Below are 14,670 nucleotides of genomic sequence, written 5' to 3' on the forward strand. Positions count from 1 at the left end.
AAGAACGAAAAAATGTGCGCGGTAGCCAAACACTTGAGTTAGTGGGGCACTAGCAACCGAGCATGATGTCCAAAAAATCAAAAGAAAAACCGACAGTGCCTGAACACCGCCGGTCATTAGACCAATGAAGTATTGCCGGTAGAGCCATTCTCCTGCAGAAATGATGCCTATATTCATAGTTACGGACATCTTATCCAATGTCAATGTCGCCAAAACAGACTTGACCAAACTTCATTAATGACTAGTAATGACTTTATTATCCGGCAATGGCCCCACTACCTTGCCAACCACCAGTTGACCAGACCCCAGCCAGATGCATTACCCTGTGAGGAGCGAATGAACCCATAAATGACTATGGCCGAGGTGCCACCTAATTCCCAACCTGCAGCAGCATCACTAGATGACGTCCCGCCTACTCGGACAAAAGCGGCCCCCCCAAAATTACGCCCCTATCAGGTAGACCTGGTCAACGACCTGTATCGCAAACTTAACGAAGGTCATAGCCGAATTGCCATTATTGCGGGTACTGGTGCTGGCAAAACTGTTATCAGTGGTCAGATTTGTGCCCATGCCGAATCCGCCGGGCGTAAACTGATGTTTTTGGTACATCTGGATGTGCTGGTGGGGCAAACCTATGAAAAGATGCAGTCTTTTGGGTTGGACTGTGGCTTTATTAAAGCTGGCTGGCCCGAAAACCCCGATGCACCGATTCAAATTGCCAGCATTCAGACCATGGCCAAACGGCGCTGGTGGAAAAACTGGCCTGCTGATGTGGTGTTTTACGATGAGGGTCACATCACTTTGTTTAGTCAGATTGGCAAACAGGTAATGCATAAAACTCATCCGAATGCAGTCCACCTGGTGATGACTGCCACGCCTCTACGGCTGGGCAAAGAACAGCTGGGAGATGTGCTGGATACGTTGGTGGCATCGCCAGTACCTAGCGAACTACAACATATGGGCTATCTGGCTCCGCTGAAGTATTTCAGCATGCCCATAGACAGCATGGCTAACCTGGAAAAGGTAGGCACTAAAGGGGGAGACTATGATGAGAAAGACCTCAAAACCGCTTGCGATCGCCCCGAGCTAGTAGAGCGCATTGTCGAAGAATGGCAGCAGCTGGTCCCCAACAAACGCACCATCGCCTTCTGCGTCGATGTGGACCATGCCCGCAATGTCGCTAAGGAATTCCGTAAGGTCGGCATTGCCGCAGACACCGTTGATGGCAATACACCGATTAAAGAACGCAAGCGCCTATACGAGGCCCTCGGCAAATCGGAACTGTTGGTACTCACTTCCTGCAATGTGATTAGTATCGGCTTTGATGAACCTAGCGTAGAAGTGGGGCTGATGCTACGCCCCACAAAATCTAGCGCCCTCCACTTTCAGCAGCTGGGACGCGTTATGCGCATCTCACCCCAAACCGGCAAACACTACGGCATTATCCTGGATCAGGCCGGTAATTTAGAACGCCTGGGGTTCCCCGAAGACATTCGCGAATATACTCTGCCTACCCGCAGTCAGTCCTCGGGTCAGGGTGGCCCAGCACCGACAAAACCCTGCCCGGCCTGTGGGTTAATTGTGTATTCGTTTATTGTGAAATGCCCCGAATGCGGACACCAGTGGGTGCAAGATCGGCCGATCTTGCTAGAAGATATGGTGCAGATTTACTCCTCTCAGCAAGCTCACCAGATTAATGATATTCCCACCCTGGTGCAGCTATTTCACGGTCATCGACGCCGGGCCTTCAAGAGTAACTACGCTCCCACCTGGGCTGAGCGGTCCTTTTTTGAACACACAGGCCGTAAAGCTCAAGCGGAATGGTGCCGTGGTTCTCTCTATGGCCATCGCCCTAGTTGGGAACAGCAGCTCACCATTCTCGACTATTTGCGCAAAAGTGCCCGACGTTTGGGCAAGCGCGATGACTGGGTTGCCTATGAGTTTGAAAAAGAAGTGGGTCCCGGCAGCTGGAAACAGCTCACGATTCACGAAAGTACCCCCCAATCCAGCTAAACAAGAGGGGGGAAAATTCCCTACGGATATTTCACTGTTTACATTCGCCTTTGCAGCTCCCCAGAGCATCAAGGTGGCAAACTCATCTATGTTCAAGAAGTATTCTGGACCGAACAACAAGCGTCAAAATGCCGATGTGGCCAAGCCTTTTAGCTGATTTACAGGTCATTTTAATTTGCCTATTCAAAAAGCTTTACGCCTTTAAGTACAGGCAATAGACGACTTGTGAAATATAAACCGACAAAATTGATTCCGGATTATTAAGGACTTGTCAGGCTTAGAAATAACAGTAGGAAATAAATAATGGTGGGGCATCTTAGCGACATCAACGTTGCTAGTCTCACTTGCCGATACTAGCTCACAGTCCAACCATGCATGTGCATCTTATGCTGCCATCCAAACAAGTAAAACAGTTAGCGTTAGGGTCCTTTGTAGCAACAACGGCTGGTGTCTTATTCGCAACGGCACTCCAGGCTCAATCTGCAGCAGGACGGTGGTTAAGCATACAGCGCACCTCAGGGAATGTAGTTGCGGTGGTGGGTCGTCGTCAAACTGCACAGGTGGGAACGCGTTTATCGGCAGTCGGTCACGGTTTAATTACAGGCAATCGCTCCAGCGCTCACCTCGCCGTTGATGATGGCATCGGCACTGTAGCGATCGCACAAAATACACAGATTACTATTCAGCGGCTATCCGTTTTATCCGATGGGGCCAAGATCACTGTGATTGATGTGCCCCAAGGGCAAGCAAGACTCCAGGTCAGACGCTTTACCAACCCAAACTCACGGTTAGAACTGCATACCCCCAGTGGTGTAGCGGCAGTACGCGGTACGGAATTTGGGGTGTCAGTTGATGAGGAAGGTCAGACAAATGTGGCCACCTTAGAAGGGCAAGTGGAAGCCAGTGCTCAAAATGTTTCCGTGCCGGTGGACGCTGGTATGGTCTCGATTATTCATCCAGGGGAGCCACCGACAGCGGCTCGCACCCTTGACCGTGAGTTGGATATTCAATGGCATATCTATGAGTGGAGAGAGGATCACTTTTATATGGCGGGCCGCATTGATGCAGCCAATAGTCTCTTGGCGATGGGAGAAGATGTAGCGGTCAGTCGTTCAGGTCATTTTGCCCAAAAGCTTTACTTAACCAGTCGCAATCAGCCAGTCATGTTAAGCGTTCAAAATGCTGTAGGAGAATCTCGCACCCACCGGATCTTGCCCTGGCTATCGAATGATTGAGATGAAAGCCTTTAAGATGAGAAACAAACCTAGCAGCGTGGGTCATGAGGCAGCTTCTAAGATGGGCTCAGGGAACTATTAAATCCAGATTTGAGAGCAAAGCGCGATCCCATTGGATCAACATGTTCCTGGGGCCTGGATTAGCCGCCGCTGGGTTAGGTGTCAGTCTATTTGGTCTAGGTGTATGGGAACCTCTAGAGCAAATGGTTTATACAGGGCTATTCCTCACCCGCGATCGTCTCGACGCTCTTGAGTGGGATGACCGTATCGTCGTCATTGCCATTGACAATGCGAGTTTAGAAACCTATGGCCCCTACCCCTGGCCTCGCGATCGCTACGCCAACCTCCTCGATCACCTGATGGCAGCACAGCCCGCTGCCATCGGGTTCGACATTCTCATGCCAGAAACAACTGCCAACGATGCCCAACTGGCAGAAAGTATCCGCTTTAGCAACAACGTGGTGTTGGCCGTTGGCGGTGATGGCCAAGGAAATAGTATTCAGGTCACATCTACCTTGACAACACCAGCTCAAGGCTTCTTCGACCTCGGCCATGTAAAACACACACCCGATCTCGATGGTCTGAGTCGCCAGAGTTTTCTCTACGAGCGCTATCAAGCTTCATTAGCCCCCAGTTTTGCCATTGCCCTACTAGATGTTTATCAACGCACAATTACCAACCTGCTTACAGATACCCCGCTTGCACTCTCCACACAATCAGCCAGGTTTTTAGAACAGCCTGAACAGTTTGATCAAAGCAGGCCGATACTGATCAACTGGCCAGGCCTTACCCGACCCGATCACAACAAAACAGTATCGCCTCAAGGGCTAACAACCCTCTCCTTTGGCGAAGTCTTAAATAATGACGCCCTGCTCGATCAGCTCCAGAACAAAATTTTACTCGTAGGCTATACCGCCACTGGGGTCATAGGGTCCGTCCAAGATCCAATCAGAACACCTTTTGAGCAAGATATTCCGACCTCCGGAGTGTATTTACATGCCGCCATTCTAGATAACTTATTAAACGATCGGTTTCTCAGTCGTCTCCCAAACAGCTGGACACTCGGCTTGATCATCCTCAGCGCCCTGGGCAGCAGCTTGGTATTACAGCCTATAGGGCTACGGGGAAGACTCATATTTATGATCGCTCTCATTCCCGCCTGGTTTCTCGTCACTTACCTCGGATTTATCGCCGGTCTGTGGCTACCCATGGCAGCTCCCATCGGCACAACACTTTTGGGTATGATGTTTCTCCAGGTAGCCGAACAACGAGAACGACAAGCCCTGACCGATCTTTTTGCCATCAGTTTATCTCCAGAGATGGCAGACTTTATCTGGAAGCATAAAGATGAACTTCTAACCCAAGGACAAATTCACTCTCAAGAACTCACAGCCACATTATTGTTTAGTGATATTCGGGGGTTCACAACAATTTCTGAAACACTGCCATCGGAGCAGCTTATCTTTTGGCTAAACCGTTATTTCGAGGTGATGACGGAGTGCATTATGGCTCATGGGGGTGTAGTGGACAAATACATTGGCGATGCCATTATGGCAGCATTTGGAGCGCCTGTGTCCCGGTCAGGAGAGGATGCTATTCAACAAGATGCGTTGGCCGCTGTTAACGCCAGTATGGCCATGGTGAACCGCTTAAAAGATCTCAATCAAGAGTTTGCAGCCCAAGGATTGCCAACCGTTAGATTTGGCATCGGCCTGCACACAGGTCCGTTAGTCGCTGGCACTGTTGGTAGTCGCCATCGCGCCAACTATTCTCTCTTTGGCGATACGGTCAATATTGCTGCACGGCTGCAGGACATGACTAAACAACTGACCAAAAGCTCTCCCTACCCAATTTTGATGAGTGAGGCTACCTATCAACGGGTCGCCAACCACTACGACATCATTGCTGAAAAAGCACGAATCCAGCTGCGGGGCCGCACAGCTCAAACCACCGTATATGCCCTCGGTGAACTAGACAACGTCTAGAGCTAGGGAAACTTAGCTCTAGACGTTGGAATGTTATTTGGGATGTTAGTAGTGCTGGAACCCTATTCAACCGTGACAGACTTAGCCAAGTTACGAGGTTGATCCACATCCAGACCGCGTCGTTCAGCAATGTGATAAGACAACAGCTGCAACGGTAGCACCGTCAACAGGGGAGAAAGCAGCTCATCTACTCTGGGAATCGGCAGCAGAGTATCAAAGGTGTGTTCGGCCTCGGGGTCGTTGGCAGGGGCAACACCGATCAGCTGGGCATCACGAGCTTTGGCTTCTTGAGCATTGGAGAGGACTTTGTCATAGACAGAGCCGGGAACTGCGATCGCAACCACCGGCACCTTGGCATCCAACAGCGCAATCGGTCCATGCTTCATCTCACCCGCCGGATACCCCTCCGCATGGATATAGCTAATCTCCTTTAGCTTCAGCGCCCCTTCCAGCGCAATCGGATAGTTAACGCCACGGCCAATAAAGATAAAGTCTTGGGTTTCCGTAAAGTCATGGGCTAACTCTTCGGTATAGCCATCCTGCTTTTCAATCACATGCTCCATCTGGGTAGGCAGTTGACGCATCGCCTCAATAATTTCAGCCAGCTGCTGCCCTGACAGAGTCTGACGTTGATAGGCCAGTTCCAATGCCAGGAAGTAAAACGCCATCAACTGAGCCACAAAGGTCTTGGTAGCCGCTACCCCAATTTCAATACCCGCATGGGTGGCCACAATATTGGGCACTAAGCGGCCCAGGGAGCTCTCTGGACGGTTGGTAATCCCCAACATGCGGGGAGAAAACGACGCCTCAGCTTTTGCCTGGCGTCGAGATTGCTCCATATCCAACGCGGCCAGGGTATCTGCTGTTTCACCAGACTGGGTCACCCCAATGGTGAGGGTATTGCCAATCAGCGGGGTCGGAGCATAGCGAAATTCCGACGCATAGTGGACCACCGTAGGAATATCGGCCAGCTGCTCTAGTAGGTGCTTGCCCACCAAACTCGCGTGCCAGCTGGTGCCACACGCCAAAATCTGGACATGCTCTAACCCAGCTAGCAAACTGGCATCTAGCCCCAAATTTACTGGTGACTTGTCGCTCTCAGGCGTCCAATCATCAGCCAGATAGGTTTCCAGGCTAGTACGCACCACACCAGGCTGTTCGTGGATTTCCTTCAGCATAAAATGCTTGAACCCCTGCTTCTCCACCATGGTGGGATTGATGCTCAGGGTAATGGGATGCTTCTTCAGACGCCGCCCGTTAAAGTCATAAATCGCTGCCCCTAAAGGCGTCAGCATGGCCAGCTCACCATTATCCAACGGCAACACCGCACGGGTGTGGGGCACAATTGCAGGCGTATCAGAGGCACAGAATAATTCACCTTGCCCAAAACCAATGGCGAGTGGAGCCTGCTGTCGCACCACAATCAACTCATCAGGGAAATCGGTACTAATCACAGCCAGGGCAAACGCACCATCCAAGTCATTCACAGCTTGGCGTACCGCTTCTAGTAGCTCAGATTCGTGGACGAGCGGCCCCTCTGCACCCTTTGCTAAATAGTCAGAAATCAAATGGGGAATCACTTCGGTATCGGTTTCAGACTGGAATTCATACCCCTTAGCAATCAGCCCTTCCCGCAGTTCTCGATAATTTTCGACAATACCGTTTTGTACCACCGCGATGCGATCGCTACCATCAGTATGGGGATGGGCATTATGCTCTTCGGGTTTGCCATGGGTCGCCCAGCGGGTATGACCAATCCCTAAACGGGCGGGGTCTTCTAAACCATCCAGTTTGTCTTGTAAGTTCTGCAGCTTCCCCTTAGCTCGCACCCGGTTAAGTTTGCCCTCGCTAATAGTTGCGACCCCGGCTGAGTCATAACCGCGATATTCCAGCTTACGTAATCCTTCAATCAAAATATTGCTAGCGGCCCGAGTGCCTACATAGCCAACTATTCCACACATATATGATGTCTCCTTTAGCTGTAAATCCAACGATTATGATTTACTGGGTTAGTGATTAGACTGACAATGCCTGCTGCTAAGTTACTGAACTATCTAAACCCAAATCTAATTTTCCGCCAACGGTCATCCAATTTTGGATGCCATTAGTTCAGACACTCATTGTTCTTAATACCGTACACAGTCTTTATGGTTGCCACCTTACCCTCCAAAAATGCCAAAAAATTGGAAGCTCGCCTACGGGGATTAGTGGGTAAAGCCATTCATGACTACACCATGATCGAAGCAAACGACAAGGTGATGGTGTGTTTATCCGGCGGCAAAGACTCCTATACCCTACTGTCATTACTAATGTCGCTGCAGCGCAGTGCCCCGATTAAATTTGAGCTACTGGCGGTCAACCTGGATCAAAAGCAACCCGACTTTCCAGAGCATGTTTTGCCTGAGTATCTTGCATCTGCAGGGGTGCCTTATCGCATTGTTGAGGAAGATACCTACAGCACTGTGACCCGCATCATTCCTGAAGGAAAAACGATGTGCGGGCTATGTTCTCGACTGCGACGTGGGATTCTTTATCGAGTCGCCAGTGAAGAAGGGGTAACAAAAATAGCTCTGGGACATCACCGGGATGACATTGTCGAGACGCTGTTTTTGAATATGTTCCACGGTGGCCGCTTAAAAGCCATGCCCCCCAAACTGCGTACGGATGATGGCAAGCACATCGTCATTCGGCCGCTGGCCTACTGTCCGGAAAATGACATTGCCCGGTATGCTCGGTATCGAGAGTTTCCCATCATTCCCTGTAATCTGTGTGGTTCCCAAGAGAATCTGCAACGGGCCAACATTAAACGCATGCTACAGCAGTGGGAAGCAGAGTTTCCTGGACGCACTGACAGCTTATTCCGCAGCATTCAAAATGTCTCCCCATCGCAGTTAGCGGATACAGAACTGTTTGACTTTAGAGGATTAACCACAGACAGCCATTAAAAAGCTGCCCCCAGTAGGGGCAGCCCTGCAACCCTCGATCGGCTTTGAGATTCAAGAGCTGGAAAGCTTAGGAAGCCACAGGCGTTTTCTCTGCAGATGAAGCTTCAAAACTCTTTTCAAGCTTCATCACTTGCTTAGCCTTAGTCGACAGAGCATTTTTATTAAGCCAGTAGGTAATCAGTCCATCCACTGAAAATAGTCCGGCTCCATTAACGGCAAAAAATAGGAACACAGCCGCATAAATGGCCGATAGCTCTAAATAGGGCAGGCTCAGACCGGCTACTTTGATGTGGTGATACATCGCCACACACATCGTACTGAACAGTCCCAATGCGGCGGGGCGCGTCAATAGACCAAAGGCAACTAACGGAGCACCAATTAGCTCGGTGTAGGCGGCAACGTAGCTGAGGAAAATGGGGAACGGCAGCCCTAAGTATTCTACGTAGGCAGCAGCAAAGCTCTCAATGTTGGCCAGTTTATCAAAGCCGTTATGAACCATCATGATGCCAACCATCACTCTGACAATTGACAAGGTTGTCTGGGCTACCAGGTTTAAGTTGACGTTGGGTTTAAACAGAGAAACGATTAAGGACTTAGGGGCCATGGCTATTGTTAATGTGTCAAACTGGGTTTTTCGTATATTAAAAATTGTAACTAGTTAATTAAGAAAAGCAAATCCAATTAATTGAAGATTTCCTATGGTTCATTCCCAATCCACAGCAGCAGATTGGCTGAACCTATTGAGATATCGACCTCATCAGGGTGCTGAGAAATGCATCAGGTTGTTCCCAAGGGACACGATGGCCAGCTTGTGCAATTTGGCTATGGGTCAGGGTCGGGCATTGCTGCTCTAACATCTGCCCCAACTGGCAATAGCGCTGATCGTCTCTGCCTGTGATGTAAGCGATGGGCATTGATAGACCTTGGATCGCGTTAGTTAAGTCATCCATATGCCCTTTCGAGTAAACCTCAAAAGCGCGGGCAATTTTTTGGCGGTCGAACTCGGCTTCTAAGCGAGGAGTTAAGCAAGGTCTGCCGCAGAAAACGGGGAGGGCATCCCACTCCGCCAGCAAGTCATCCCAGGGTTCAGAGAGAAACCGATAGGCCCAGGCGCGATCGCGGCTTAGACACTGCTCTTTTTGCAGCGGATGGGCCAGGCCAGTGTCAGCACTGACAATCACAGCACCAGCCCACAGCTCAGGTCTGGCTACCAACGCATGCCATGCTAATCGCCCACCCAGAGAATAGCCCAATAGGTATGGCTGATTATGCTGGGTCGTCATTGCTTGAACCATCTGACAGAAGGACTCAGTCCAGGTCCAACAGTCAACAGCCAGAGTATTCCACAGATTCACCAACTGTATGTGTAAATCTGGCTCTTTGAGCTGTAATTTCTGGGTGAGCGCACCCCAGACACCAGGCTGTTGCAAATTACCGTGGAGGCACCATAAGGTCTTCATTTTACAAAGCTATCAGCGGCCCCCATGGCCAGAGCCGAGGCTGCAAAGGCAGCAGTAGCGGCTGCCGTTTGCTCACTGGTAAAAAATGCGGCCGCAATGCCTGGGGAAAAGGTAAACGTATTGAGTCCCTGAGCAGCTAGATAGGCGATATCCTCCACCTCGCGAATACTGGCTGTCAAAATGCGCATTGAGCTGTTGACACCATTAAGAGCCTGTTGCATATGGGTTAAGGCCTCTCGACCATTGCGGCCCGCATCGTTAATCCGCCCCAGATAGGGGGCTGCATATTCTGCCCCCAGGGCAGCCGCCACCAAAATCTGCGGCACTTCATACACAGCCGTCATGGTCACCCGAATACCATCAGCAATCAGGGTCGCTGCCGCCGTTGTCCCCATCTGAGTAATCGGCACTTTGACCACCACTCGCGGATCAATTTTTGCTAAAGCATGCCCCGTGGCAATTAAAGACTGTTGAGTATCTCCCCAGGTTTGCAGCTGTACCTCCTTAGCCCCCAGAACAAATGCTTTTGTTGCCAATTTTGTTAGCGAATCAACCGTACATGTAACCTGTGCCCGTTCCAGCAGTAGCGGGTTAGAGGTTACCCCATAAAAAATGCCTACGGGTAGCCAGGTTTCCCAGGCAGTGATGTCAGCAGTATCCAAATAAAGACGCAAGTTCACAGTAGGACTCCAGCAACTGCACCGAGTATTTCATACGTGAGGGGGAATGGACGTCTTTTAAGCATCAAGCACACCAATTGCTCGCAACATATCCAGATGTTGGTCAACAGGGGCAAGGGTATTTGCCAACACCATACCGCTAGCAGCTACAGCCGGTAGCCCAATGCCTGGGAAGGTTGAGTCCCCGCAACACCAAAGATTCTGCACTGGGGTCCGGGGGCCGGGAAAAACACCTTGCCCCGCTCGAATGGCGGGACCGTAGGAGCCATGATGGCGGCGAAGAAAACGACCATGGGTGAGGGGGGTGCCCACTAAAGTGACATCACACCGGGAGCGAATATCCGGAATAATTCGTTCTAAGGCCTGCCACATCACTTGCGATCGCTGTTGTTTTAACTGGGCATACTCAGCACTTTTACGCTCCAGGCCAGCCCATAAATGATAAGGCTCATTGCCAGGTGTATACACATGAATCGTATGCTTTCCAGCTGGCGCTAAGGTTGGATCAAGCACCGATGGAATTGAGACCAGCACTAGATTTTGGGGAGCCTCTATGCCCGGACTCCAATCATTCACCACGATGTAGTGACAGGCTAAATCATCCAGCTCAGCCGCATTAATCCCCAGATGTAAATGCATAAAGCTGTCACACTCAGGTGTGGCCTGCCGTTTTCGCAGAAACCCTTTGAATTTGGACGGCAGCGACGGCAACAGTTTCAAGGTGTCCCAAACTGACGCATTGGAGATGACTGCTTTGGTCGCCTGTATCTCCTGACCATGGCGTAAGCGTACCCCAACTGCCTTATCTCCCTCTAATAAAATCTCTTCAATGTGGGCATTGAGCTTGATTTCACCACCATATTTCTGGATCCCGCGCCCCAGCGCAGCCACCAGAGCCCCACTGCCTCCTTGGGGATAGTCGAGCTGAACCCCCGGACGGTACCAGTCGGCAAACATAAAAGCAACTTCAGCTGCAATCGTTCCCGTAGCGGGCAAACCAGAGAGCAGAAAACACAGCATATCTAGCCAGTGGCGGGCAAAGTCATCATGCACAACGCCATCCATAATGCGACTAAAGGGACCCGTTAGACGAGCCACCTGCCAGCCCTGTTTAAACAAAGAGGGCAGAAAATGCCCCACCGTCTGCACAACCTTCAAATCAAATCGCATTGCCGCTGGCGGTAAAGCAATCGCCGCAGCACCTAAGGGCTGCATAATCTGTTGTAGATGTCGCCACTCTCGCACCGCCTCTTCTCCGCGCAGTGTTTGCAGAACACCACAGAACTGCTCGGCACCCACCGTAGTATTAAAATCTCCTTCTGGCAAACAACATCCCCAGGTGTTGTAATTCAGCCATGAGACATCTTCCTCAATGGCATCTAACACCTGTCTCAGGGGATTGGGCGATGGGCTATAGGATAGACCTGAATAGAGAGAGGGACCAGAGTCAAAGAAGAATCCGCCTCGATTAAAACCGTGGGCGGCACCACCGGCAATACCGTGGCTTTCACATACCACAACATCATAGCCATAGCGAGCCAGCAGCGCTGCACAACAAAGTCCACCTATGCCGCTGCCAATTACAACAATTTCCGTACGCTCCATGCACCTACCGTTTTTACTGCTAAGGGAATTGTCATCTCCCTGGCCTCAAATTGCTAGAGGCATGCCGCCGTCTCACCGAGAGAACAACAGACACAAGACAACCAACCTCAGCCCCAGAAAACATCAGCGTGCAATCAAGCAAAATAAAGCCAATCATAGTAAGACCACTCCAGTTAGCAGAGCAGCTTTGCTGGAGTGGCCCTAGTATAGGCGCTTTTAAATGAACCGGTTCGGTATTGAACTTCAGAGGGTCCTAAACTCTGAAGACTGAAATTAGTTTATCGGAGTAATCGTGTTAATTCGATGATGTAGCAATAAAACGCCAACGTCGCTTGCAAAACTTCAAAAACACGAGCTTAGTTGTTTACCAAGGCAATCGACTGCCATCCCATGAGAAAAACGAGCCGTTATCGGTCAGGGTGACAGTCCCTAAAACCTGCATCAGGAGTCCCACTGTTTTCTCAACTGGGAAAAGCTTTTCAGGGGGCACACCTTGCTGAAAAGGCTCTGACAAACGGGTATCTGTGGTGCCAGGATGGAGCAGCACAATGGCCGTTTGCTTACTGCGTCGACTGTATTCGATGGCAGCTGTTTTTAGGAACATGTTCAAGGCGGCTTTAGATGCTCGATAGCCATACCAGCCACCGAGGCGATTATCTTCAATACTGCCGATTTTGGCTGAGATGGTGGCAAAAATATTGGGCTTTTTATGGTTCAACAGGGGTAGCAGATATTTGGCAAGCAGGGCGGCACCAATGCTATTGACCTGGAAGTAGCGCATCAGATTATCTGTCTGCAGCTGTCGCAGTGCCTTTTCAGGGGTAATAGTGCCATCGTGCAAAAAGCCAACGCAGTTAATTACAAAATGGAGTTCAGGGGTCATGGTTTTAAGCTCGACTAAACCTTGTTCAATCTGAGACTCCTCAGTTAAATCCATTGCTATGCAGTGGAGCCGGTCCTGGGTTTGGGCCAGCTGTAATAGCTCCGTTGCAGCGGCCACGGTGCGGTATGTCGCAAAGATCTGATCAAAACGTTCATCGTTGAGTAGCTGCTTGACAAAGCCAAGACCAATACCACGGTTGCCACCAACTACTAGGGCGTGCCCCGACTGCATGGCCTCAAAAATGGGAGGTGAACTTGTTCTTAATTGATCAGTCATGAAATCGGCATAGGGGGTTAATCGAGCATTAGCGTAAGATAGCGCAGGCAGTTTGCACAGACCACACAGCATGAATGAATTGACAGCTCCTGATATGACGTCATCAATGAATCCATTTGCCAAACCACCGGATTTTGTTGCAGGGGTAGCTCCGATATCGGCTCCTGGAGAATTGGCATGGTGGTTTGGGTTCTGTGGCGCTCGGATGTTGGTGACGGTCGCGACAGGTCCTCCAGAAGCGATCGGGGTGCCCCAGGTGAAGAGTTTAGAGGAATTGGGGGTGGGGGTAGTGCGATCGCAATTCCTCGGCACCTTAGCCAATATCCCTTGCTATGGTGCCGAACTGCCCTCAGATCTAGAGTTGCCACCGGGCCTAGACCTCCGACCACTACGGTATCTCCATGGACTACTTGACGACACCCTTTTCGCATTGGCAGGTCATGCCACCCAGCTAGTGGAGTGGAACCGCACCCATCAATACTGTGGCTGTTGCGCCACCCCGATGGAACAGTCACAGCACGAACGAGTAAAGCACTGTCCAACCTGTGGTCTGCGACAATATCCTCGCCTCTCGCCAGCGGTGATCATGTTGGTATCCCGTGGTTCTGAGGTGCTACTAGCCCGTGCCCCCAGATTTCGAGAGGGCATGTATAGCGTGTTAGCTGGCTTCGTAGAACCTGGAGAATCGCTAGAAGAAACCGTGGCGCGGGAAGTGCGCGAAGAAGTCGGGATTGAGATCAAAGATATTCGCTACTTTGGTTCCCAACCCTGGCCCTTTCCCAATTCACTTATGATTGGATTTACTGCTCGCTATGCCAGCGGTGATATCGTTATTGATCCAAATGAAATTGAAACAGCAGACTGGTTTACCAAAGAGTCTCTGCCACCGGTTCCCGGCAAACTCAGTATTGCCAGAAAGCTGATCGATTGGTTTATGGATAGAGAAGGTCATGAACACCCCTAGTCATGTCATCCTCAACCTGGCACTGTTAGGTCGGCGGTCGCGATCGCACCTGAATAGCCATATTTTTTGGGGAGCCCTGGTGCCAGATTTAGCCCTGTTTGGCTTCTATGGCTGGGCTAAACTAATCGTCCAAATGGATGAAGCCACCATCTGGCGAGAGGCGTACTATGAGCCTTTTTGGCAAGACATTTTTGCAGTCGGCAACTCGATTCCGTTGGCATTACTAGTGATCGCCATTGCTCTATGGCTCAGGGGACGTCGCCCAGACTGGCAGCCGCTGGCCGATGGGGCTATTGTGCTGGCGACCAGTGTGGTCTTGCACTGTCTAGCCGACCTGCCACTCCATGTGGATGACGGCCACCAGCACTTTTGGCCGCTCAGTAACTTTCGATTTGAAAGCAAAATTTCCTACTGGGACCCAGACCATCACGGCGGTATTGTTGCTCTCGGAGAATTTACTCTAGTGCTGATTGCTAGCTGGCGCGTGTGGCAACTCGTACAATCTCGCTGGCTCAAGGGGCTGCTATTTTTGAGCAATGGCCTGATGTGGGTGATCTACGCCGGGTTTTATCTATAATCCAATCTCGCCAGGGGTCCGTAGAATTTTTTGAGAGCGTGCGAACC

Annotated in this window: 12 protein-coding genes; 6 read left to right on the forward strand and 6 right to left on the reverse strand. The window is 50.7% G+C overall.

Annotated features, from left to right (window positions below; all coding sequences use genetic code 11):
• The first annotated feature begins 348 nt into the window (after nt 1-348).
• The 3 genes from N836_RS54535 (at nt 349) to N836_RS54545 (ending at nt 5,233) form a co-directional block, all read left to right on the forward strand.
• Complete coding sequence (locus N836_RS54535; protein WP_023073289.1) at nt 349-2,013, forward strand: DEAD/DEAH box helicase; 1,665 nt, start codon at nt 349-351, stop codon at nt 2,011-2,013.
• A 386-nt stretch (nt 2,014-2,399) separates the two neighbouring features.
• The gene (locus N836_RS54540) at nt 2,400-3,248 is read left to right on the forward strand and encodes a FecR family protein (protein WP_023073290.1); all 849 of its coding nucleotides are present in this window, start codon (nt 2,400-2,402) and stop codon (nt 3,246-3,248) included.
• Between the two features lie 122 nt (nt 3,249-3,370).
• Nucleotides 3,371-5,233: a CHASE2 domain-containing protein gene (locus N836_RS54545; RefSeq protein WP_023073291.1), complete on the forward strand. Its 1,863-nt coding sequence runs from the start codon at nt 3,371-3,373 to the stop codon at nt 5,231-5,233.
• 62 nt (nt 5,234-5,295) lie between these two features.
• Here N836_RS54545 and glmS read toward each other — a convergent pair whose 3' ends face one another.
• A complete protein-coding gene (gene glmS, locus N836_RS54550; protein WP_023073292.1) occupies nt 5,296-7,194 on the reverse strand; it encodes a glutamine--fructose-6-phosphate transaminase (isomerizing) in 1,899 nt (632 codons plus the stop codon).
• A gap of 186 nt (nt 7,195-7,380) precedes the next feature.
• Between glmS and ttcA the strand changes: the two genes are divergently transcribed.
• Nucleotides 7,381-8,178 carry a tRNA 2-thiocytidine(32) synthetase TtcA gene (gene ttcA, locus N836_RS54555; RefSeq protein WP_023073293.1) on the forward strand — a complete coding sequence of 266 codons (798 nt, stop codon included), beginning with the start codon at nt 7,381-7,383 and terminating at the stop codon, nt 8,176-8,178.
• A gap of 67 nt (nt 8,179-8,245) precedes the next feature.
• Here ttcA and N836_RS54560 read toward each other — a convergent pair whose 3' ends face one another.
• The 5 genes from N836_RS54560 to N836_RS54580 all read right to left on the reverse strand — a co-directional run bounded on the left by N836_RS54560 (nt 8,246) and on the right by N836_RS54580 (nt 13,082).
• Entirely contained in the window at nt 8,246-8,782 is a 537-nt protein-coding gene (locus N836_RS54560; protein WP_023073294.1) for a DoxX family protein, read from the reverse strand.
• Between the two features lie 133 nt (nt 8,783-8,915).
• A complete protein-coding gene (locus N836_RS54565; RefSeq protein WP_023073295.1) occupies nt 8,916-9,638 on the reverse strand; it encodes an alpha/beta fold hydrolase in 723 nt (240 codons plus the stop codon).
• Nucleotides 9,635-10,318, reverse strand: coding sequence for a transaldolase family protein (locus tag N836_RS54570; protein ID WP_023073296.1), 684 nt, complete (start codon nt 10,316-10,318; stop codon nt 9,635-9,637). The genes N836_RS54565 and N836_RS54570 overlap by 4 nt, the downstream gene beginning before the upstream one ends.
• A gap of 57 nt (nt 10,319-10,375) precedes the next feature.
• On the reverse strand, nt 10,376-11,923 hold the full coding sequence (locus N836_RS54575) for a phytoene desaturase family protein (RefSeq protein WP_023073297.1): 1,548 nt from the start codon (nt 11,921-11,923) through the stop codon (nt 10,376-10,378).
• Nucleotides 11,924-12,287: 364 nt separating this feature from the next.
• Nucleotides 12,288-13,082 (reverse strand): SDR family NAD(P)-dependent oxidoreductase, encoded by a 795-nt coding sequence (locus N836_RS54580; RefSeq protein ID WP_081716885.1) that lies wholly within the window; start codon nt 13,080-13,082, stop codon nt 12,288-12,290.
• A 70-nt stretch (nt 13,083-13,152) separates the two neighbouring features.
• On the opposite strand from N836_RS54580, the gene nudC reads away from it, so the two are divergent.
• On the forward strand, nt 13,153-14,046 hold the full coding sequence (nudC, locus tag N836_RS54585; RefSeq protein WP_023073299.1) for an NAD(+) diphosphatase: 894 nt from the start codon (nt 13,153-13,155) through the stop codon (nt 14,044-14,046).
• The gene (locus tag N836_RS54590) at nt 14,033-14,623 is read left to right on the forward strand and encodes a hypothetical protein (protein WP_023073300.1); all 591 of its coding nucleotides are present in this window, start codon (nt 14,033-14,035) and stop codon (nt 14,621-14,623) included. Before nudC ends, N836_RS54590 begins: the two co-directional genes overlap by 14 nt.
• Nucleotides 14,624-14,670: the final 47 nt, after the last annotated feature.

Origin of the sequence: Leptolyngbya sp. Heron Island J (assembly GCF_000482245.1) — a bacterium.
Classification (GTDB): domain Bacteria; phylum Cyanobacteriota; class Cyanobacteriia; order Phormidesmidales; family Phormidesmidaceae; genus Leptothoe.

What these genes read in the sequence shown, in the direction of transcription:
- N836_RS54535 (WP_023073289.1), top strand. Translation starts at nt 349, where the DNA reads ATGACTATGGCCGAGGTGCCACCTAATTCCCAACCTGCAGCAGCATCA.
- N836_RS54540 (WP_023073290.1), top strand. Translation starts at nt 2,400, where the DNA reads ATGCTGCCATCCAAACAAGTAAAACAGTTAGCGTTAGGGTCCTTTGTA.
- N836_RS54545 (WP_023073291.1), top strand. Translation starts at nt 3,371, where the DNA reads ATGTTCCTGGGGCCTGGATTAGCCGCCGCTGGGTTAGGTGTCAGTCTA.
- glmS (WP_023073292.1), bottom strand. Translation starts at nt 7,194, where the DNA reads ATGTGTGGAATAGTTGGCTATGTAGGCACTCGGGCCGCTAGCAATATT.
- ttcA (WP_023073293.1), top strand. Translation starts at nt 7,381, where the DNA reads ATGGTTGCCACCTTACCCTCCAAAAATGCCAAAAAATTGGAAGCTCGC.
- N836_RS54560 (WP_023073294.1), bottom strand. Translation starts at nt 8,782, where the DNA reads ATGGCCCCTAAGTCCTTAATCGTTTCTCTGTTTAAACCCAACGTCAAC.
- N836_RS54565 (WP_023073295.1), bottom strand. Translation starts at nt 9,638, where the DNA reads ATGAAGACCTTATGGTGCCTCCACGGTAATTTGCAACAGCCTGGTGTC.
- N836_RS54575 (WP_023073297.1), bottom strand. Translation starts at nt 11,923, where the DNA reads ATGGAGCGTACGGAAATTGTTGTAATTGGCAGCGGCATAGGTGGACTT.
- N836_RS54580 (WP_081716885.1), bottom strand. Translation starts at nt 13,082, where the DNA reads ATGACTGATCAATTAAGAACAAGTTCACCTCCCATTTTTGAGGCCATG.
- nudC (WP_023073299.1), top strand. Translation starts at nt 13,153, where the DNA reads ATGAATGAATTGACAGCTCCTGATATGACGTCATCAATGAATCCATTT.
- N836_RS54590 (WP_023073300.1), top strand. Translation starts at nt 14,033, where the DNA reads ATGAACACCCCTAGTCATGTCATCCTCAACCTGGCACTGTTAGGTCGG.